At 62.6% G+C, this 19,903-nt stretch carries 17 protein-coding genes; 8 read left to right on the top strand and 9 right to left on the bottom strand.

All coding sequences use genetic code 11. The features are described 5' to 3' along the window. Window positions 1–109 precede the first annotated feature (109 nt). Window positions 110–1,300 carry an ATP-binding protein gene (locus Q7P63_03820; GenBank protein MDP0499207.1) on the top strand — a complete coding sequence of 397 codons (1,191 nt, stop codon included), beginning with the start codon at window positions 110–112 and terminating at the stop codon, window positions 1,298–1,300. Between the two features lie 9 nt (window positions 1,301–1,309). On the opposite strand, the gene Q7P63_03825 is transcribed toward Q7P63_03820, so the two are convergent. Further along, a complete protein-coding gene (locus Q7P63_03825; protein MDP0499208.1) occupies window positions 1,310–2,200 on the bottom strand; it encodes an AraC family transcriptional regulator in 891 nt (296 codons plus the stop codon). 741 nt (window positions 2,201–2,941) lie between these two features. Between Q7P63_03825 and Q7P63_03830 the strand changes: the two genes are divergently transcribed. The 4 genes from Q7P63_03830 to Q7P63_03845 all read left to right on the top strand — a co-directional run bounded on the left by Q7P63_03830 (window position 2,942) and on the right by Q7P63_03845 (window position 9,791). Beyond that, a complete protein-coding gene (locus tag Q7P63_03830; GenBank protein MDP0499209.1) occupies window positions 2,942–5,581 on the top strand; it encodes a TonB-dependent receptor in 2,640 nt (879 codons plus the stop codon). A 165-nt stretch (window positions 5,582–5,746) separates the two neighbouring features. After that, window positions 5,747–6,598: a hypothetical protein gene (locus tag Q7P63_03835; protein ID MDP0499210.1), complete on the top strand. Its 852-nt coding sequence runs from the start codon at window positions 5,747–5,749 to the stop codon at window positions 6,596–6,598. Window positions 6,599–6,661: 63 nt separating this feature from the next. Next, complete coding sequence (locus Q7P63_03840; protein ID MDP0499211.1) at window positions 6,662–8,065, top strand: sigma-54 dependent transcriptional regulator; 1,404 nt, start codon at window positions 6,662–6,664, stop codon at window positions 8,063–8,065. A gap of 10 nt (window positions 8,066–8,075) precedes the next feature. Further along, window positions 8,076–9,791 (top strand): hypothetical protein, encoded by a 1,716-nt coding sequence (locus Q7P63_03845; protein ID MDP0499212.1) that lies wholly within the window; start codon window positions 8,076–8,078, stop codon window positions 9,789–9,791. Between the two features lie 173 nt (window positions 9,792–9,964). Here the strand turns inward: Q7P63_03845 and Q7P63_03850 are convergent, their stop codons facing one another. Next, window positions 9,965–10,852, bottom strand: a complete 888-nt coding sequence (locus tag Q7P63_03850; protein MDP0499213.1) for a hypothetical protein — start codon at window positions 10,850–10,852, stop codon at window positions 9,965–9,967. Between the two features lie 204 nt (window positions 10,853–11,056). Between Q7P63_03850 and Q7P63_03855 the strand changes: the two genes are divergently transcribed. Both Q7P63_03855 and tnpA read left to right on the top strand, forming a co-directional pair. Next, window positions 11,057–12,256: an outer membrane beta-barrel protein gene (locus Q7P63_03855; GenBank protein ID MDP0499214.1), complete on the top strand. Its 1,200-nt coding sequence runs from the start codon at window positions 11,057–11,059 to the stop codon at window positions 12,254–12,256. 275 nt (window positions 12,257–12,531) lie between these two features. Beyond that, a complete protein-coding gene (gene tnpA / locus Q7P63_03860) occupies window positions 12,532–12,972 on the top strand; it encodes an IS200/IS605 family transposase (protein ID MDP0499215.1) in 441 nt (146 codons plus the stop codon). 522 nt (window positions 12,973–13,494) lie between these two features. On the opposite strand, the gene Q7P63_03865 is transcribed toward tnpA, so the two are convergent. Both Q7P63_03865 and Q7P63_03870 read right to left on the bottom strand, forming a co-directional pair. Then, window positions 13,495–14,316 carry an inositol monophosphatase family protein gene (locus tag Q7P63_03865; protein ID MDP0499216.1) on the bottom strand — a complete coding sequence of 274 codons (822 nt, stop codon included), beginning with the start codon at window positions 14,314–14,316 and terminating at the stop codon, window positions 13,495–13,497. Between the two features lie 6 nt (window positions 14,317–14,322). Then, window positions 14,323–15,537: a hypothetical protein gene (locus Q7P63_03870; GenBank protein MDP0499217.1), complete on the bottom strand. Its 1,215-nt coding sequence runs from the start codon at window positions 15,535–15,537 to the stop codon at window positions 14,323–14,325. 30 nt (window positions 15,538–15,567) lie between these two features. On the opposite strand from Q7P63_03870, the gene Q7P63_03875 reads away from it, so the two are divergent. Further along, window positions 15,568–16,458 carry an oxygenase MpaB family protein gene (locus Q7P63_03875; GenBank protein ID MDP0499218.1) on the top strand — a complete coding sequence of 297 codons (891 nt, stop codon included), beginning with the start codon at window positions 15,568–15,570 and terminating at the stop codon, window positions 16,456–16,458. Between the two features lie 5 nt (window positions 16,459–16,463). Here Q7P63_03875 and Q7P63_03880 read toward each other — a convergent pair whose 3' ends face one another. The 5 genes from Q7P63_03880 to Q7P63_03900 all read right to left on the bottom strand — a co-directional run bounded on the left by Q7P63_03880 (window position 16,464) and on the right by Q7P63_03900 (window position 19,814). Continuing rightward, window positions 16,464–17,111, bottom strand: coding sequence for a 3'-5' exonuclease (locus Q7P63_03880; GenBank protein ID MDP0499219.1), 648 nt, complete (start codon window positions 17,109–17,111; stop codon window positions 16,464–16,466). Window positions 17,112–17,223: 112 nt separating this feature from the next. Further along, complete coding sequence (locus Q7P63_03885; protein ID MDP0499220.1) at window positions 17,224–17,808, bottom strand: PEP-CTERM sorting domain-containing protein; 585 nt, start codon at window positions 17,806–17,808, stop codon at window positions 17,224–17,226. A gap of 256 nt (window positions 17,809–18,064) precedes the next feature. Next, entirely contained in the window at window positions 18,065–18,679 is a 615-nt protein-coding gene (locus tag Q7P63_03890) for a PEP-CTERM sorting domain-containing protein (GenBank protein MDP0499221.1), read from the bottom strand. A 127-nt stretch (window positions 18,680–18,806) separates the two neighbouring features. Continuing rightward, entirely contained in the window at window positions 18,807–19,235 is a 429-nt protein-coding gene (locus Q7P63_03895) for a hypothetical protein (GenBank protein ID MDP0499222.1), read from the bottom strand. Window positions 19,236–19,247: 12 nt separating this feature from the next. Continuing rightward, a complete protein-coding gene (locus Q7P63_03900; GenBank protein ID MDP0499223.1) occupies window positions 19,248–19,814 on the bottom strand; it encodes a DUF5069 domain-containing protein in 567 nt (188 codons plus the stop codon). Window positions 19,815–19,903: the final 89 nt, after the last annotated feature.

Below are 19,903 nucleotides of genomic sequence, written 5' to 3' on the forward strand. Positions count from 1 at the left end.
ACGGATGCGATGCCGCAGGCAAGCCGGAATGGGAGAGGAAGTTGGGAGGCGCTTGGCGTGAGCGCTCTCCTCTTGCCAGTTCCTGGGCCGTGCCCTAAGACGTGGGGGTATGGCCGAATCGAAACGGCATGATCCTCTGGAAAACGTGTTGGGCCGGATCGACGACCTCGATCAGGCGAGTCTGGGCATCCTGGTGAAGCGGTTGGCGCGCGAGCGGCGGCTGCTCAACAGCGTGTTCAATACCCTGCGCGAGGGGCTGCTGGTGATCGATGCCAGTGGGATCATCGAGTATGCCAACGCGAGCGCGTGCCAGATGCTGGGATTTCACCAGCGCGAGGTGGGCAAGCTGAGCCTCTGGAAGGCCGTGCCCGACCTCACACGCACCTTGCGCTTCGGCCCCGGCGGCCAGTTGCGGGAGGAAAACAACCTCACGCGCGAGTTGCAGCTCAACTACCCGGAGAAGCGCCTTGTGCGGCTCTACATCGTCAATTTTGAGGACGAGCTGGCAGCGGGCACTGCCGTGGCCCAATACGCGGTGATCCTCAGCGATGTGACGCAGGAAAAGACGCAGACGCAGCAGGAGATCGAGACCGCGCGCGTGCGCTCGATCATCCAGCTCTCGGCTGGCGTGGCGCACGAGCTGGGCAACCCGCTCAATTCGCTCAACATCCACCTGCAGGTGATGAAGCGCCAGCTCGACAAGATGTCGCCCGACCGGGCGGTGGAGAAGCTGCAGCGCAGCCTGCACATCTGCCAGGGAGAGGTGGAGCGGCTCGACGGCATCATCGCGCACTTCCTCCATGCGGTGCGCCCGCAGGCCCCGGACTTCTCGGAGTTGAACCTCGTGCGTGTGCTGGAGGAGAGCCTCGAAGTGATGGGGCCGGAGCTGGAGAGCGCGGGCATCAAGGTGGATGTGGAGCTGGGGGCGAAAGTGCCGTTGATCGACGGCGACCGCCAGCAGGTGAAGCAGGTGCTCTTCAACCTGCTCAAGAACGCGCGGCAGGCGATGAAGGATGGCGGCACGATCCGCATCTGGGCCAACAGCGACGACGACTTCGTCTACCTGCAGGTGCTCGACGAGGGCGAGGGGATTGCGGATGAGGATTTGCCCAAGGTCTTCCAGCCATACTTCAGCACCAAGGCGGAAGGGCATGGGCTGGGCATGATGATTTGCGAGCGTATCATGCGCGACCACGGCGGCCAGATCGGCATCAACAGCCGGGTCGGGGTCGGGACGGCGGTGACGTTGCAGTTCCCGCAAAAGCACCGCCGCGTGCGCATGCTCGAAATGGGGAGCTGAGCGTGCGCCTTATTTCACCGTGCGGGTGATGTTGCGCTTCCAGTGCAGAGGGGAAGAGCCGTAGACCTTCTTGAACTGGGTCGAGAGGTGAAAGGCGGAGCTGAAGCCTACCTCGCCCGCAATCTGGTCGAGCGTCAGATCGCTGGAGAGCAGGAGGCGGCACACGCGAGAGAGGCGCACGTGCAGCACGTATTGCCAGGGAGAGTAGCCGGTCAGCTTTTTGAACTCGCGGCGCATGTGGCTGTAGGCGAGGCCTAGCTGCTGGGCAAGCTCGGGCATGTTGAGGTCTTCGGCGTGGCGGTCGGTCAGGATCTGCTCGGCCTGCTCGATGGCGTCGGCCACACGGCTGCTGGCTTGGGTGCTGGGGCGGTCGGCCCAGGCTGCAAGGGCTTGCATGGCGAGGGCGGAGAGCTCGGGCGTGGAGCGCTGGAGGCTGCGGGTACGCTGGTGGATGGCGTCGAGCACCTGACCGAGGCGACCGGCCAGCACGCGGTGGCGCACGACGCGGTCGTGCGAGAGGCTGCCGGTTTGCAGGAGGTGGTTGACGAGGGGGCCGCGGATTTCGATCCAGCTTTCGTTCCAGCCGGTGTGCGGGTTGGGGCGGTAGCGGTGCCACACTTGCGGCAGCAGGAGGAAGGCGGAGCCGGCCGTCAGCTCGAAGGTGCCGTAGTGGCGGATCTCCAACTCGCCGGTGCCGCCGGTGACGAGCACGATCTGCAGCCCATCGAGGATGCGACCGCGTTCCCAGCTGAAGTGGTGCCCCTGCGGGTGAGGGGTCGGCGGGTAGGCTTGGCCGGGGGCGGTGTGGGCGCAACCGGCGGCGCTCAAGACGATGCCCCACTCGAATAAGGGGGCGGGCGTCGAGAGGTAGGAATCGTAGTTGACGGGGTGGGGAGGCAAGGGAACGGGGGGTGAAGAGCGTCCCGAAATTTTCACCTGTGAAAAGTCATTTTGTCAATTCCATGACGCCGCAGGTGGTAAAGCGATAGGTCAAGACCCCTAACATAGGCATGGAAGTGCCCTCTGCAGCGGGCCAGCTCAAAAGAATCTGGGTTGGAAGAAAGTAGAAGTCAGGCGGTTATGTGCGTTTGCCTCTTATGGGGTTCAGGGAGCATAAACCTGGATCAGGCGAGGTGCAGTGTAGTTTTCCGTCTCCTGAAATAAGGTGAAATCCGTGGCGCGAGGTCATTTTATGTATGTCTTTGGTCAAACTGCAAATTCACAACTCGCCAGACATGCAGTAAGATGTGGCCTGTTGTAACTCCTTCCGTGGTGGCACACCCCCCTTGGCCGCCATGTTTTCACCTTCGTCCTGGGCGAATCGCTGGCCGGCAAATACGTGCCTGCATCGCCTTCTTCATATCCCCCCCATGCTTTCATCACCCCTCCTCCATGGCTGGAGCGTTCCAGCCTTGAGCGCTAGCTAGCGCCTGTATGCTCCCTGCGCGGGGCTCAGACGTAGCGAAAAATCCGCGACACATCGCCACCTGACAGGCCGCAGCCTGTACGCCCGATGCTGCCTTGCGGCGTGATTTCTCCGATCCTGCAACGGCTCGGAGCGTCCACCGGCTACGCCCTTTGCCCCGCTTTTCTCATGTGCAAACCTGTTTCCACTACCCTATGCGTCCATTATCCACTCCTTTGACTGATCCTGCATCTTCCCGCCGTGCCTGGCTGCGCTTTGCCCGCGCCAGCACCCTTTCCCTCGCCCTGCTGGGCGCCTTGCCGCTGAGCGCGCAGGATGCCGTTTCCACCGCTGGCACCCCGCCCGAAGACGAGATCTTCGAGCTCGAAGCCTTCGAGATTTCGGGTCTGCGCCAGTCGCTTTATTCGGCCCAGTACCGCAAGCGCGAGTCGATTGAATTTGTCGACGCCATCGTGGCAGACGACATCGGCAAGCTGCCCGACACCAACGTGACCGAAGCCCTCCAGCGGGTCACCGGCATCCAGATTACCCGCGACCGGGGCGAGGGCTCCAGCGTGACGATTCGCGGCCTTTCGCAGGTGCAGACGACGATGAACGGTCGTGAGGCCTTTACCGCCGGTGGCGGACGCGGTCTTGACTTCCAGGACATGCCGTCGGAGCTCGTATCGGCAATCGAGGTGTTCAAGACGCCGTCGGCCAACATGATCGAAGGCGGCCTGGGCGGCACCGTCAACATCATCACCCACAAGCCGTTCGACTTTGAAGACTTCACCGCCTCGGCCACGGTCAAGGGCCACTACGGCGAGATGATCGACGAGATTTCGCCGCAAGTCACCGGCCTCGTCAGCGACCGCTGGAAGGTGGGCAAGGGCGAGATGGGCGCGCTGATCAACTACTCGTATCAGGAGCGCGAATACCGGAGCGATTTGATGGACCCGGGCAACCCGACCCCGCGCACGGACTTGATCGACGGCGAAACTGTTTACATCTCCAACGGTGTTTTTGAGCCAGTGACGGGGGGCAAGCGCACGCGCAAGGGCCTCCATGCCGCCTTGCAGTGGCGCCCCAACGACGAGCTGGAGTTTTACGGCGAATACAGCTTTACTGATTTTACCACGCAGGAGCAGACGCACGGCCTCTCGATGGCCCTGTCCGATCAGCCGGTCGCGGGCTCGGTGGAGCTATTCCCCGGCACACAGGATGTGCGCCGCGCTTCGTTTGAGAATACGGGCTTCACGGTCCTCAGCTTCCTGCGCCCGACAAAGAGCGAGTCGTCGCAATTCGCAGTGGGCGGCTCCTGGCGGCACGACCGCTGGACGATCAAGGGCGACCTCAGCTACACCGAGGCCGTCAGCCAGTTGATCTTCAACGGTGTCTTCCTCAATGGGCAGGTCGACCAATACACAATGGATGTGGGCGGAGACGTTGCTTCCACGATGGTTACAGGCACCGACCTGCTCGACCCGAGCATTTATCAAGTCAGGACGCTCAGCTATACGCAGCAGAACCACCGGGGCGACCAGATCGCCGGTTCTCTGGATGCCACTTATGAAATTGGCAGCGGTTTTTGGGATAGTGTTGAGTTTGGTGCGCGTTATGCCGCCCGCCGAGCCGACAATCGCGATGGCACGCTGTCGCGTAACCAAGATATCGCATTGCCGGGCGCGGACAACACCAGCCTGCTCCGCGAACACCCTTGGGGCGATTTCTTCCCGGACGACCGGGACATCCCGATGCTGCGCAACTACGTGGTGGCCGACCTCTCCAAAGTGCAGGGCGGCTACCGCAACTGGGACCAGTTTGGCGTGTCCAACGCCGCACCCAACCTTCGCCCGCTCTCGGTCTGGGAAATGCAGGAAGACACCACCGCCGGGTATGCGATGCTCAACTACCGCAAAGACAGCGGCTTGAAGTTCGACGGCAACATCGGCGCCCGGGTGGTCGGCACCAGCCATAAGGTTTCCGGCTTCCGCCCGATCCCGGAAACGGGAGAGAGTGTGCCACTCGACCGAAGCACGGACTACGTGGACTTCTTGCCGAGCCTCAACGCCCGCCTTCATCTGGCCGACGACCTGTTCCTGCGCATGGCTGCCTCCAAAACGATTACGCGGCCCCGCTTCAGCCAGCTCTCGCCTTCGTTGACGCTCCTTCGTAACACTACTAACCCGGCCCAGAATCAGGGTTCGGCGGGCAATCCGGAGCTGGACCCCATGCGCTCCGACAGCTTGGATATCTCACTCGAAAAGTATTTCAGCGGCACGACTTCCGTCTACCTCGCAGGCTTTTACAAGGAGGTGGAAGGCTTCCCGACCTCGGTCGTCGCTACGGAAACACACGAGGGCGAGCAGTATCAGATCAGCCGTCCGCAGAACATGGGCAAGGCCACGATCAAGGGCATCGAGGTCGGTTACCAGCAATTCTTCGACTTCCTGCCGGGCTGGCTGAGCGGCTTTGGTATCCAGGCCAACTACACCTATGTAGACAGCGAGAGCGACAGCAGCGTCACGGGCCTGACGACGCCGCTCGATTCCCTCTCCGAGCACAGCTACAATATCGTGGGCATGTATGAGAACGATAAGTTCTCCGCCCGTATCGCCTACAACTGGCGCGACTCGTTCTTCAGCGGCACGCAGAACATCGTTGGCCTCGAAAGGCCGGTGCCGATCTACTGGGAGTCTTACGGCTGGCTCGACGCTTCCGTCAGCTACGACGTGACGGAAAATGCCACGCTCTCCCTCCAGGGCACCAATCTGCTCAATACGATGCGTGAGGCCTACTTTGGCCAGGAGACTCGCCGCCACCAGTACACGATCGACGACGTGCAGGTGATCATGGCGTTGACCATTCGGATCTAGATCTTGCGCGGGCCTCGCCGAGTCATATCCGGCGGGGCCCGTTTTTTTGTGCTTGGGGTATCTCCCCAGACAGCAGGCCGAAACAGGTCAAGAGCGCTTCCCCCGATGCCCTAACGAGGGTTTGGCGCTTGCGAAGGGGGAGCTTTGGGCGATGGTACGGGGCTTATGAAGACATTGTGCGCTCTCTCTACCCTCTTTTTAGCCCTTGCCGCTCCCAGCCTGCAGGCCCAGCTGCTCCTCAAGGAATTGCCGACTTCCGAGGCTCAGGCGTCGCCGGAATGGCACTTTTACAAAGTCTGGGGCGAGCATGTATGGATCGGCTCCGCGCCGTGGATCTACACCTCCAGCCTTGGCTGGATCTATAACACGGGTGGCCAGGATACGCCGCATAATGGGACCACCGCTCCCACCTACTGGTCCTACATCTCCACCGAGGGGGTATGGGTCAATCACTCGCTGGCTTCGGGCGTGTGGGAGTATACGGATGCCTTTGGTTCCTACCAGTGGGTAAAGCACGAGTGGCTGAAGCTGGCGCTGGCCCGGGAAGCGGTGCCGGTGGCGGAGCTGCCCGCCTGGGTGGCCAGCGACGACCATGTGCTGGTGTGGGTGGAAGATGCCACCCCGACGCGAATCGAAACCCAGCCGTACACGATGGTCGAGGGCGAGGTGACGCCGCTGGATGCCACGATGGGCAGCGTGCAGTTTGTCGTGCCACTGGTGCCGGCTGGGACCGACCCTTCGCAGGCCACGAATTATCGGATCATCACGCACTTTGTGGACCGCGCGGGTATGCCAGACTCGCTCTTGCTGAACCACCACGTGACGCTGAACACGGCCTACAGCCGCTTTGGGGCCGACCATAGCTACCGCTTTATCGACGGGGTCGACAGCTGCTTTGGCCTGCTCGACGGCTACGTGCTGCACGACAGCGAGTCGGGTGCCTACATGATCGAAGATGTGGGCGTCTCCTGCCCGGGTGAAGGCGGCGGCAGCGGGTTCCCGCCCGGCGTGCGCTAAATCGCACCCGTTAGCAATTTCGCCGCTTGCCGGTGTGTCAAAACGTCTCTACTGTAGCGGATCATGGCAGCGACCGTTCTGATTGTGGATGACGAGAAGCACACCCGCGAGGGGCTGATGCTGGCGCTGGAGGACGACTACGACGTCTATCTGGCGGCCGACGCCGACGAGGCCTTCCGGCTGCTCGACAGCGAGGACTTCGACGTGGTGCTGACGGATCTGCGCATGGCCGGCAAGAACGGCATGAAGGTGATCGACCACGCGATCAAGCGCCCGAAGCAGCCCATTGTGATCATGATGACGGCCTACGGCAACGTGGAGACGGCCGTTGAGGCGATGAAGCGCGGTGCGTTCGACTTCCTGCCCAAGCCGGTCAACCTCGAAAAGCTGGAGATCATTATCCGCCGCGCGCTGCAGAGCCGGCAGACGGAGCAGCGCGTGCAGCAGCTGGAAGAGCGGCTCGACCGCAAATACAGCTTTGGCAACATCGTCGGCCATTCGCATGCGCTGCAGGCCGTGCTGGAGAAGGTCAAGCTGGTCGCGCCCACCCGGACCTCCGTGCTGATCGAGGGCGAGACGGGCACCGGCAAGGAGCTGATCGCCCAGGCCATTCACCAGAACAGCGACCGCGCACGTCGTCCCTTTGTGCCGGTGCACTGCGCCGCCCTCGCGGCCAACCTGTTGGAGAGCGAGCTGTTCGGGCACGAGCGCGGGGCTTTTACGGGTGCGACGGAGCGCCGCATCGGGCGCTTTGAGGCAGCCGACGGCGGCACGCTCTTCCTCGACGAAATCGGCGAGATCGACACCAGCACGCAGGTCAAGCTGTTGCGTTTTCTGGAGACGCGCACCTTCGAGCGCCTGGGCAGCAACAAGCCGATCAAGGTGGACGTGCGCCTCGTAGCCGCGACCAACCGCGACCTCGAAAAGATGGCGCGCCACGGCGAGTTCCGCGACGATCTTCTCTTCCGCCTCAATGTGGTGACGCTCCACCTGCCCGCGCTGCGCGAGCGCAAGGACGACATCCCCGTGCTGCTGCGGACCTTCGTTGACCAGTTTGCGCAGGAAAACGGGCTGGAGGCGCCGAGCTTTGACGCGCGCGCGATGCAGCGGCTGGTCGACTACCCGTGGCCGGGCAACATCCGCGAGCTGCGCAACTTCGCCGAAAACATCGTGGTGCTGAAGCGTGGCGACGAGCTGACCGAATACGACCTCGACGCCAAGTTCCTCAACCCTGAGGCGGCGGCCCAGCGGTCGACCAACGGCCAGAAGTCAGACAACGGCGACGATGCCGAGCCGCGGGGGCGCGCGTTTGACGTGGAGGCGAATGAAAAGCGCCTGCTACGCAATGCCCTCGTGCAGGCGCGGGGCAACCGCACGCGCGCGGCCGAGCTGCTGGGCATGAGCCGGCGCACCCTGCACCGTAAGCTGCACCAGTGGCCGGAACTCGACCCGCGCGGGCAAGCCTGAGCGCACCTCTATGTCGCGCGCAGCCGAATGGCGTTTTTGGTGGATGCAAGGGCGCGGGCGGCAGCTCGGGCTCGGCTTGGCCTTCGTGCTGGCCATCCTGCTCGGTAGCCTCTTCCTCGCCTGGCAGCGTGAGCGTGGGCCCAGTGAGTGGACGATCGAGCAGGCGGTGGCGGGCGTGCAACTGGCGGAGGGAGACGGCTGGTCGACGTCGGTCAATTACCCGCAGACCATCGCCGTGCTGGAAGCGCGGGATCGGCTCGATTTTTTTGCCCCGCAGCCTGAGCTGCACCACCCGCCGCTCTATGGGGCGCTGATCGGGGGCTGTCTCGGCCTCTTGGGAGACGAGGGGAGGCAGGCGCTCCTGACGACCGATGCGCGCAACCCCACGGCAGCCTTCGGTGGCGACCGCCTGCTCCTGGGGCTCAACGTGCTCGGCCTGTGGCTGACGGCGGCGGCGACGTTTGCCCTCGGTTGCTGGCTCTGGCGCCCCACGGTGGGTGTGCTGGCGACGGCGGCGGTGATACTGAGCACACCCTTGTGGGAACATGTGGTGGCGGTCGATGGCACCAGTTGGCTGATGCTGCTAAGCACCTTGCTGCTGGCCGCGCTGGCCTGGCTCGACCGCGGGCCCAAGCTGGCGTGGCAGATCGTGGCGGCGGTGGGGGCAGGTGCCTTCCTCGGCTTGTTGGGCTTGGGCGACTACGCCCTGCTCGTCTGGCTGCCGCTGGCGCTCGTCTGGATCGTCTGGCGTGGGCAGGGTGTGGGGCGCTGGGCGCTGCCGCTGGTGACGCTTGTCGCGGCGCTGGCGGTGCTGGGGCCGTGGTGGCTGCGCAACCTCGACTTGACCGGTCACCCGCTGGGGCTGGCAGGGCAAAACGTGGCGCTCAAGGCAGGCGACCCCACGGCAGACCCCTTGGCGATACGGGCGACGTTTGAAGCCACCGGGCTGGAGCTGAGCTTCCGCAAGCTGCTGCACAAGGGCCTTGCGGGCTGGCGCGAGATGCTGGGAAGCGGTCTGGGCGGCGCGGGCCTGTTTGGGCTGTTGGCGCTGCTTTCCGCCGTCTACCCCTTCCAACGGGCGGAGGTCGACCGCTGGCGCTGGCTGTTGCTGGCGCTGCTCGCCGCCGCCGTGCTGGTGCCACCGTTTTTGGTCAGCGGGCTCAGTCCGCGCAGCCCCGTGCTGTATCTGCTGCCGGGGCTCGCGCTGGCGGGGGTGGCGTTTTTCAGCGTGGTGCTCAAGAACACCCGTAGCGGTCGCCCGGCGTGGCAAATCGGCGGAGTGGCTGCCCTCCTCGTGCTGCACAGCCTGCCGCTGCTCCACTTCGCGCTTGAGCCGCGTCGTCTGCCCTTCCAATACCCGCCCTACTTCCCGGCCAGCCTGCAACAGCTTGCCACCGTCGATGCCCAGTTCGGCACGCGCTCCGGCTCCGTGGCCGATCTCCCGGCGGGCTGGAGCTGGTATGCGGGCGGCGACTTCCGCGTGTGGCAGCAACCGGCCGACTTCGCCCAGTGGAACCGCCTCACGGACTACGCGCCCGTGCACCTGCAGTATTTCAGCCCGCAACTGGTGGACGAGCAGTTTGGTGCGGCCCTCATCCCGCCACCTGAACCCGGATGGGAAGTCGTCTACGCCGGTCTCGCAACCGGTCGCCCGCCTGCCGATTACCCCCTCCAGCGCGTGCAGGCACTCCCTGGTGGCGGCCTCATCGCGCTGCCGGATCGGTAACGTGAGTAGAGAGGTTGAGATGCCACATGTCTTTCTTTATTACTCAGCGTGTGAAATAGGTCACTCTACTGCCCTTAAAAGCCGCAGCTATACCGCGATTCATCCACCCAGGCGGGAGAACTATTTCGAGCGCGGAGTAGTAATTCCTTATTGTTAGAGGCGATTGCTCATTTTCAATTTGGCTTTGTTTTTAGTATTTCCCTTGCTCCTTTTGATTTATGAAGATCCAGCTTTTTTATCCAGGCTTTAAGATTTCGGAGTATTTCCTTATGCTCCATTTGGTTCGATATTTTTCGAAATTGTTCTTGTGTAGTTCTGTGCCTTTTTGTTCCGAAATCATTGAGGAAAGCAACCAATAGAAGATGCATCGCTACGAGACGATCCCAGCGAAGTCTGTCTTCATTTCGCCTCAGATCGTCAAAGAAATGACATATAGGCAGAATTCTTTCTTCAGGATTTTCAATTAAATCATCTAATTTATCCATGCTTATAAATTGAGAATTGCTACTGCAGTAGTCGCAATACCTCCTAAGGTTATCCGAGAAAAAATGGTCAGTCTCGTTGTTGCTGTCATAATCCAAATCTTCAAATAACTTTACATCTGTCATTACCCATTTGAATGCTGCCATATAATTGAGAAATATATGGTCACTTGGTGATGCAATTCTAACATCAAGTAGTATTGCTTTTTTTTCTGTCATCCTAATATGACTGTAGAAATTCAAAAATCGATATACCAACGTCCTGAAGTAGTAGTTGTCTTTAGCTTTGTAATTACCATCAACGCAAAGCCATTTCTTTGTTTGATTCTCATAGAGATTGAATAAGCGATGGTTTAGGTCGGTTGCTGCTAACACTATTCTGCCATAAAACTCTCCTTGCAGATTTCGAAGCGCTCTTTTCTGCTCGTATTCATAGTCGATTTCGGCTTTGTGCCTGACGTTCGATCGGCTGATTGTCCAGCTTATTAATGCGGATATGGTTAGTGATATAAGCGCAGGAAGCAAGATATTCGTACGTGCATCTGAGAGTGATTGAAGGAACAAAAATAGAGTGTTCATTTTTTTGTCGGATTGCTGGTGTTTACGAGATATGTTTAAAAATAAAAACTAGATATTGTGGCATAGGTTTTTCAAGCTATTTTGACGCGTCCATCTGCGGCTAAAAATCTCTTCCCCGAATCTCGCCCGTTCCCTAACGCACACCTGTCGCATTATCGGTTTGACCTGCTGGCGCTTGTGGGTGTCTATGGCAGCTCTCTGGCCATGAAACGTCTGCTCGCTCCTGTTGCTTTCGCTCTCCTGGGCTGCTCGGCCTGGGCGGTCTATGCTCCGGTGCCGGAAGCCGATCGGGGCGAGCCGTTGATCATCGAAGCGAAAGTTGGCAGCCGTTACGACAGTAACATCTTCGGCTCCCACCGCTTTGAGCAGGACAGCATGGTGGCGCTCTTCGCCCCGCGCGTGAAAGGGCAGGCGAGTCTTGGGGATCAGACCTTTTTGCAGGCCAACTACGGGCTGGAGGCGTCGCACTACTTCGACCGCCCGGGCGACGACACACTGCTGAACCACCAGTTGGGCGTCGTGCTCGACTACACGCCCGACGCGCGCACCTTTATCCGGGCTTCCGAGGCCGTGCGCTACATCAACGACCCGAAGACGATCATCCCGCTCGGCCTCGATGTCGACCAGAGCTACTGGAGCCACCAGAGCGATGTGCACGCGCAGTGGGGCCTGCTGCCGACGATTGCCCTGGGCGCGCGCGGTGGGCTCTACGGCATTCGCTACGATGAGAATCGCCTCGCCCGCGAGCTGGACCGCGACGACGTCTCGGCCGGCGGCGAGGTGCGCTGGAGTGTGTTGCCGGAGGTGGATCTGGTCGGCGAAGCGAATTTCTCCAACGTGGCCTACGACCAGCAGGACGCCTTGCGCGGCAGCGACACGTGGGACTTTCAGGGCGGGATCGACTACCTGCCGGGGCCGCGCTTGCGGATGGGCCTGCGCGCGGGGGTGGAGACACGGGAGCGCAACGACGGCGTCGAGACCGATGCCTTTACCGGCAGTATCAGCCTCGGCTACCGCTATTTGCCCCAGTCGCAGGTGTCGCTGATGGTGTCCCGCGAGTTGCGCGAGACGACGGTGCCCGACATTTTCCCGCAGTCGAAGGTGACGATGGTCTACCTGACCAACGAGCACGACCTGACGGGTCACGATACGCTTTTCCTCACCACGATGCTGCTCTACGAGCACGCCGACCTGGAGGTGAGCCCGCGCTTTGCGGCCTTTGAGGACGATATTTCCGACGACACCGTGCGTGGCGGCCTTGGTCTGAGTTGGCGCTATCGCGACAACTGGCGCGCCGACCTCCAATACGACCTCGACCTCGTGACCAGCGACACGGAGGTGCGCGAACAGGAGCGCCACCGCGTCAGCGTCTCCCTCAGCTACAGCTTCGCACCCTTGCGGTAGGGTGGGCGACAGCTTGTGCGGATGACGCCCGCCAGTGGCACCCCTCCGGGGTGCGGTTGTGTTGCGTGAGTTTCCCCGGGGTATCGGCCCTTGCGGTCCTCGACCCCGCGCTAAGAGCTGCCAAGCCTCCGGCTTGGGGAGGCGCGGCGGTGGTGTTGGAAGGCGCGGCGTGGTGTAAGAGGGGGGCGTTGGTGGTGATTGCCCTACCTCTATACTCCGCTGGATGGCTTGTTTTGTTTGCGTAGGTATGAACCCTCAGCCATACCGACTTCGGCATGTCGTCGACATTTTCCTGCCTGCACCATCATATCGTATTCAGCACCAAAAATCGGGAGCCCTGGCTAAGGGAGGAAGTCCAGGAGCGCCTGTTTCACTATCTAGGCGGGACTGTGAATGGTTTAGGTGGTCAATCCGTTGTGGTCGGAGGCTTCTACGATCATGTGCACCTGTTGGTGCGGATGCGGCCGGTGGATGCCCCGGCGGCTTTTGTGCGTGAGTTGAAGAAGGCAAGCTCGCTTTGGATGAAGCCGCACGAGCCCGCCTTTAGCTGGCAGGAGGGGTATGCGATCTTTTCCACCAGCGTTTCGCATCTGGACGTGGTGGAGCTGTATATCCGCAGCCAGCATGAGCATCACCGGGTGCGGTCATTTGCGGAAGAGTTGGAAGCGCTATTGCAGCGGCATGGGATCGTGTATGATCCAGCGTATTTGGTGTAGCATCGCCCGTGGCTCGTGGCACCCCTCCGGGGTGCGGTTGTGTTGGGTGCGTTTCCCGGGGTATCGGCCCTTGCGGTCCTCAACCCCGCGCTAAGGGCTGCCAAGCCTCCGGCTTGGTGTGGGGCGACAGTGGTGTTTGAAGGCTCAGTTGTTGTACGAGGGTCGCGTTGGAGGTGATTGCCCGTGCTCGTGGCACCCCTCCAGGGTGCGGTTGTGTTGGGTGCGTCTCCCGGGGTATCGGTCCTTGCGGTCCTCAACCCCGCGCTAAGGGCTGCCAAGCCTCCGGCTTGGTGTGGGGCGACAGTGGTGTTTGAAGGCTCGGTTGTGGTGTAAGAGGGGGGGCGTTGGCGGTGATTGCCCTACCTCGATCCTCCGCTGTATGAGCAAGCCGGAGGTTTGCCAGCTCGATAGCCGGTGGTCGAGGGCCGCGCAGCGGGCCGACTACCACCGGAGCGCCGTGATTACCTAAGGCACCCCGGAGGGTGTGCCACAGTGGGGGAAGGGATACTCAGCGAGACGCGTTCACTCCTCAGTCGCCTTTAGCGCGTCCAGCCCGATGTTTTGCGCCACCCAGTCGCAAAAGGCGGCGCTGCCGCCGACGTAGGGGACGAGGGGGGAGCGGACGTGGAAGTGCTTGAGCGGGAAGGCGGGGCCTTGCAGGTAGTGGATCTGCCCGCCGACGGCGGCGACGAGGGCGGAGGCGGCGGCGATGTCCCACACCTTGACCTTGAAGTCGATACAGCCGTCCATCAGGCCGAGGGCCGTGTAGGCGAGGTTGAGCGCGCCGCTGCCCATCACGCGGGCGCGGTAGCGGGTCAACAGCGGGCGCATGGCGTCGTAAAAGCGGTCGGGGATGGGGAAGTGCAGGCCCACCACGCCGTCCTTGCGCTCGAAGGCGTGCGGGGGTGGGGTGAAGCGTTTGCCGTTGCGCCACAGGCCGTGGCCGGGCCCGCCTTCGAGGATCCAGTCCTGGCTGAAGTCGTAGAGGATGCCGTAGACGGGTACGCCGTCTTTCAGCAGGGCGAGCGAAATGGCGCAAAAGGGGATGCCGAGCGCGTAGTTGTTGGTGCCGTCGATGGGATCGAGCACCCAGGCGTAGCGCGCATGGAGGGTCGAGACTTCGTCGAGCGGGTTGCTCTCCTCGGAGCAGTAATCGTCTTCGGGGAAGGAGTTGCGCAGCTCGGTAAAGACGCGCTCGGAGATGGCAAAGTCGGCAAAGGTGACGCGTGTTTCGTCTTCCTTCCACTCGCTGGGCACTTGCCCAAACTGCTTGCGGAAGAAATCCACCTGCTGCTGCACGGCCACGCGCCCGGCGTTGACCCGATGTCGTAGTACCTTGTCCATGTCTTCCTAACGTCGTCGACTGCCGATGCGGATGCGGCGGTCGATGGTGTTGTCTTCTGCTTCCTTTTCCTCCACGCGGGGGGGAGGGGTGTAAACGACTTGCGGGGGTGTGGCGCGGGTAGGAGTAACGACAGGGGTGGTTTCGCGCACTTGGGAAAAATCGCGTTGGGTGGCGCGCGGGGCGTCAGCCAGCTCGCGCAGGCGCTTCAGCTCAGCCGTCTGGCGGTCGAGGGTGGCCTGCAGCTCGGTCAGCGCCTGGCGGGCCTGATGGCGTTCGCTTTCGACGCGCGCAAGGCTTTCGGCGAGGGTCACGTTGCGCCCGGTGGCTTCTTCGCGGGCCAGTTGTTCGACGCCCAGCTCGGCTTCCAGCTTGGCCAGCTTGTCGAGCATCTCCTGCGGTGCGGTCGCCTTTTGTTCGCGCAGGCGGTTGACCTCGGCCTGCAGGGCGGAGCGTTCCTGGATCAGCACGTCCACCGTCTGGTTGAGGCCCTGGATGCGTTTCTGAGCGGCCTCCAGCTCTTGCGTGCGCTCGGCGAGGCGGGCTTCCGTCTGCTGCAGGATGTCGCCGAGCTGGCGCAGGCTGTTTTGCAGACTGGCGATCTCCTGATCGGCGCTGACGGTGGGGAAGTCAGGCGAGGCGAAGCGCAAATCGCCCTCCACCGTTACAAAGTCGTCCGCCTCCTGGCTCCAGAACACGAGCTGGAACGAGCCTTCTTCGACCGTTGGGGTAGCGCGGATGTATTCTTGGCCTGCGACGAGTTCACCTGCCGGGTCTTCGAGCCAGAGGTAGAGCCAAGCGGCCTGATAACCACTACCGAGGGCTTCGCCCTTGAGCGGCAAGAGCAACTCGAGCACGTCGGTCTCGCCGGCGGGGCGGTCGACGATCTCCAGCTCGGCGGGGACATCGGTGCGCTGCGTCATCCAGTAGGTGGCGACGCGGAAGCGGTCGAGCGCCACTTCCCCGAGGTCGGCCACCTTGGCGTAGCGGGTGCCGCCGCGTTTGGCTGCCATCGTGCCGTCTGCCTTTTTGCGCAACATGAGCGAGCCCGAGAGCACGAGGCCTTCCGCCGCCTCCGGCTGCACCGCAGCATCGGATTGCGTGACGACGCCCTCGAACACGAGCGGATAGCCCGGCGCTTCGAGGTCGATCGGTTGCGCGGCGAGGCTCGGCAGGCCCACAAGGGCGCCTGTCGTCACCGTAATCTGCCAAAGTCTGGCCACCGACTGCATGCTTGCTAGTATTGTACCGGGATGAGCGCTGTCCACCGCAATATGGAAACCCCCGCCGACGGGGCAGAGTTGCCAGACTGGGTTTTTGGGCCCGGCTCCGCCATGTGGGAGGTGGGGCGCGAGCTGGCGCTGCTGGTGGGCGGGCCGGCGGCGGCGACCCTCCAGACGGCGCACCCGGGCATCGCCCTCGGGGTGGCGCGGCACTCCCGCTTTCGCGAAAACGCCTTCCACCGCCTGCGTCATACGCTCACGGCCACCTGGACAGTCGGCTTTGGGACGAAGGCGGAGGCGGCGCGCGTGCGGGAAGAGATGGCGGCGATCCATCGGCGCATTACTGGGCCGGAGGGGGCGCGTCGCCCGCAGGTGCAAGACCCGCGCGAGGGGCAGCCGGACTTTCCGCTGGGGCAAGACCACGAGCTGCAGTTCTGGGTGCTCGCAACGTTGATCCAAGGCAGTATCGAGGGTTACGAGCGGGTCCACGGCTCCACGACGCCGGAGCTACGCGAGCGGTATTATCGCGAGATGCAGACCTTCGGCACCTACTTCGGGCTGCCGGAGCGGTACGGCCCGCCGGATTGGGAGGCCTTTCAGGTTTATTACCAGCGCATGATCCACGAGCCGTGGATGGCCAGCTTGCCAGAGTGCTCGGAAATCGCCGAAGCGGTGGCCTTGCCGCCCAAGCCGTGGTGGGCCTGGCTGGCGATGCGGCCCAACCGCTTCCTGCTGGCTGAATTCCTGCCGCGCCCGCTCGATGCCAAGCTGGGCTTCTCGTCCACTCGCTGGACGCGTTTCCAGCGCCGCGTGCTCGACTGGCTGCTGCCGCGCATGGTGCCGCTGCTACCCGCCCCCTTGCGCTACCCGCCGCATTACCTGAAGGCACGCAAACGCGCGAAACGGGCGGGGCAGATGTAGAGCGCCTAAAACAATTCGGCCTGCTGGGCTTGGGTGGTGATCCAGCGCTCCGGTTCGAGCAGGCAGGGGAGCAGGTCGGGGTGGTCGCCGAGGTCTTCGAGGGCAGCGCAAAGCACCAGAGCGGAGGCAAGCGCATCGTAGAGCGCGCAGTGCGGGCGGCTGCGGTCGGGCGGGCAATGGGCCGCCACGAGCGCTTCGAGTTGGGCGTCGAGCCCGTGCGCGGTCACGACTTCGCAGACGCCGTGGCTGGCGAGTTGGGGCCAGCAGGCGCGGGCCAGTCGCAAGGTGCAGAGCCACGGAGCCCAATCGGGTTGTTCGCCGGCGCTGCCCCAGTGCGGCACAAAGGGCGGGAAGGCCCAGTGGTGCTTCAGGAGTCGGTGCTCGACCCAGCAGTTATGGGCGGCAAACACCCCCGTGCGTCGCCAGTCGACGAAGCGCTGGTAGTCGTCGGCAAAGGGCGCTTGGCCGCTCAATTGGGGGGCGCGCAGGCCGTGGACCATCGAGTCTGCCGCCGGGATGTCGGCCAGCGGTGCGCAGAGGCGGGTGGCGGAGGAGACGACTTGCCCATCCTGCACGGTGGCCACGCCGTATTCGATCACCCCGTAGCGGGGGTGTCCTTCGAAGTCGATCACGTGGATGGGCGGGAGGCTCATGAACTCAACGCGCACCTTAGGGCAAGGGCGTGTCGGGTGGCAAGGTTGGCGGTAAGCACAAAAAAGCCGCCCGTTTCCCGGCGGCTGAAAGGTGGGCCGATCTGGCTGCGCTCTAGCGGGAGCGGCGGCGGAGGGCGACGAAGCCCAGCACGCCCAGCCCCGCAATGGCCGCATAGGTCGAGGGCTCGGGGACGACTGGCGAGTAAAGCGTGGCGGCGTTCGAGATCACACTCCCATCACCACCAGATATCAGATATACCTCGTAGCTACCGTCGGTGAAAGTCTCGGAGATTACGCCGTCGTTTGAGATCGTGCCTCCGGCAAAGCGAATCGTGTCGCCTTCCGTGAAGGTGCCGCTGTAAGTCATCCCGAACCAAATGAGCCCCCCTTCATTCAGAAGGCTGAAATCGTTGTTTGTATAAAAGCCGCCACTGGCGCCCAGGAATGAAACCCCTGCTTTGTCACTACTCCAGGCGGAAGCATCGCCCGCGACAGATGAAGTATCTGCTTGGAAGCTGGGCATTTGCCCCACGGCTATGCCAATGCCGATGAACAGATCATTCATGATGCTGGTGTCGGGTAAAACCCACTCGATCGCAGGCAGCGTGATGTTCAAGGGGCTGCCGTTGCCGCCGGTAAACTCGACGTTGATGGCCGCATGAGTGGCTGATGCGGCTGAAGCCCCGAGGGCGCTCAAGAGGAAAAATCGGTGTAGAGACATATTCAGAAGGCAGATGTAGGTTGATGTGCTGCTGCGCGCGGCTTGAGGGCATCCACGACGCGGCGTTAGAAAATATCAGTCGATCATGGCGGTGATGGCAATAGCGATGACAACTGCCGTTATGAATTTATTGCGGCGTGTTTGCACGACGGAGCCTCAGGGTCGATCGCGCCAATGCACAAAAAAGCCGCCCGTTCCCGGCGGCTGAAAAGTGGGTCGATCTGGCTGCGCTCTAGCGGGAGCGGCGGCGGAGGGCGACGAAGCCCAGCACGCCCAGACCCGCAACGGCTGCGTAGGTCGAAGGCTCGGGGACGACGGGGGAGGTTGGCGCGGCCGTTCCCGAAACCACTGCTCCAGAAAGCCCGGAGATCAGGTATACCTCGTAGTTTCCGTCGGCAAAGGATTGGGCGACGCTGGAGGTGTTTGAGATCGTGCCCCCAGCGAAGTTGACGGTGTCGCCGTCAGCAAACGAGCCGGTAAAGCTCATGCCAAACCAGATAATGCCCCCGGCGTTCAGGGGATCGAAGTTGTTGTTCACATAGAAGTTAGCGTCAACAGGGGAGAAAGAGATCTCCTCATTGTTGCTGCTCCAATCAGCGCTATCGCCACCAGTCGAGGCGTCCGCACGTGCCATGCTTGGCGTTTGCCCCATCTGAATGCCGATACCAAAAACAGAAGAATATGCATTCATCCCGCTGGCATCCGGGAGTTCCCACTCAATAGCGGGAAGCGTAATGCTGAGAGGGCTGCCGTTGCCGCCGGAGAATGCGACGTAAACGGCGGCATGCGCGGTGGGCAGAGCGGTGATGGCGGCTGCGGCAGCCAGAATGAGTTGCGCGTGAGACATGAGTCGAGAGGCCTTGGAAAAGGTTGATTGAGATCGAGTCGAGTGAAGAGCCCTGTCGGCTCTCCGTGATAACGGCATAGGCTCTTGACCGGAGTGCAACACCATAAGCCGCCTGCGACTGACTATCTTACAGCGCATTTGCCCGGAAGACCTTCAGCAGGTCATCGCGGGCAGCGGTTTGCGGCTGTTGCTGGAGCCAGAGGGCGATCTTGCGCTCCTTGGGGGCGGCGAGGACTTCGGCGAGGCGCTGGGCGCGGTAGGTGCGCGTCACTTCGTCGGCCAGCATCAGGTCGCGCAGGAGCGTCTCGACTTGTTCGGGCATGAGGTCGTCGCGCGCGATGGACTTGAGGGCCGCGAAGTCGGGAGCCTCACCGGTCGATTCCTGCAACCAGAGGCCCACTTCGCGCTCTTCCCAAGAGAAGTCGGGGTCGTCGATCGAGACGCCGGTGGGGGCCTGGTGCATCCCGAGCGAGGCGAGGAAGCCGAGGAAAAAGGCGCAGCCGACGGATGCCAGCCAGGCCACGAGATACATGAAGACGGTGAGGTAGTGGCGCATCGGAGCGGCGGCTTACTGCTGTTGTTGCTGGATCTGCTGCTGGGGCACCTGCGGGGCTTGTTGCTGCAGGGGCTGGCCTTGGCGTTCGGCCTTCATCTGGGCGGCGAGCGCGGGGTCGTAGCCGGGGATGCGGCCTTCGTCGAAGTCGATCAGGTCGCAGACGCACACGATGTCTTTGACGCGCTCGGGGGTGCCCATTTCTTCCAGCGCTTCGGCGAGGAATTCGCGACCGGCTTCGGTCTGGCCCTTGTGGGTCACCTCGCGGTTCCACTGCGCGGCCTTCACCTCCGCCGGGAAGAGCTCCTGCAGGCGGGCGTAGAGGGCGGCTTCGTCGTTGCCGTGCGCCTCGACGGCGGCCACCACGTCCTTCGGGTCGATGCCGAGGTGCAGGCAGAGGAAGCGGTCGAAGCCGCGGCAGAAGTTCTTGCGGTAGCTCTGCGGCAGCTCGCCGGCCAGGTGTTTGCGGATCTTGGCCAGGAAGCGCGGGAGGTGCAGCAGGCCGAAGGTGGGGTCGGCCTGATAGGGGGAGGGGAGGTCGCGGCAGATTTCGCCGGTGGGCCCGAGTGGTGCGTCGCTCATGCCGGGCAGTCTGGCGATGCGCGGGCGCGAGTAAAGGCTGGAAGGCAGGGAGATCGGTGAGCGCGGCCACACTCCAGCATTGCCAGCGG

The organism is Verrucomicrobiota bacterium JB022 (assembly GCA_030673845.1).
Lineage (GTDB): Bacteria > Verrucomicrobiota > Verrucomicrobiia > Opitutales > Oceanipulchritudinaceae > WOUP01.

Coding starts and splice junctions, on each gene's coding strand:
- Q7P63_03820 (MDP0499207.1), top strand. CDS start 110: ATGGCCGAATCGAAACGGCATGATCCTCTGGAAAACGTGTTGGGCCGG.
- Q7P63_03835 (MDP0499210.1), top strand. CDS start 5,747: ATGAAGACATTGTGCGCTCTCTCTACCCTCTTTTTAGCCCTTGCCGCT.
- Q7P63_03840 (MDP0499211.1), top strand. CDS start 6,662: ATGGCAGCGACCGTTCTGATTGTGGATGACGAGAAGCACACCCGCGAG.
- Q7P63_03845 (MDP0499212.1), top strand. CDS start 8,076: ATGTCGCGCGCAGCCGAATGGCGTTTTTGGTGGATGCAAGGGCGCGGG.
- Q7P63_03850 (MDP0499213.1), bottom strand. CDS start 10,852: ATGAACACTCTATTTTTGTTCCTTCAATCACTCTCAGATGCACGTACG.
- Q7P63_03855 (MDP0499214.1), top strand. CDS start 11,057: ATGAAACGTCTGCTCGCTCCTGTTGCTTTCGCTCTCCTGGGCTGCTCG.
- tnpA (MDP0499215.1), top strand. CDS start 12,532: ATGTCGTCGACATTTTCCTGCCTGCACCATCATATCGTATTCAGCACC.
- Q7P63_03865 (MDP0499216.1), bottom strand. CDS start 14,316: ATGGACAAGGTACTACGACATCGGGTCAACGCCGGGCGCGTGGCCGTG.
- Q7P63_03875 (MDP0499218.1), top strand. CDS start 15,568: ATGAGCGCTGTCCACCGCAATATGGAAACCCCCGCCGACGGGGCAGAG.
- Q7P63_03880 (MDP0499219.1), bottom strand. CDS start 17,111: ATGAGCCTCCCGCCCATCCACGTGATCGACTTCGAAGGACACCCCCGC.
- Q7P63_03890 (MDP0499221.1), bottom strand. CDS start 18,679: ATGTCTCACGCGCAACTCATTCTGGCTGCCGCAGCCGCCATCACCGCT.
- Q7P63_03895 (MDP0499222.1), bottom strand. CDS start 19,235: ATGCGCCACTACCTCACCGTCTTCATGTATCTCGTGGCCTGGCTGGCA.
- Q7P63_03900 (MDP0499223.1), bottom strand. CDS start 19,814: ATGAGCGACGCACCACTCGGGCCCACCGGCGAAATCTGCCGCGACCTC.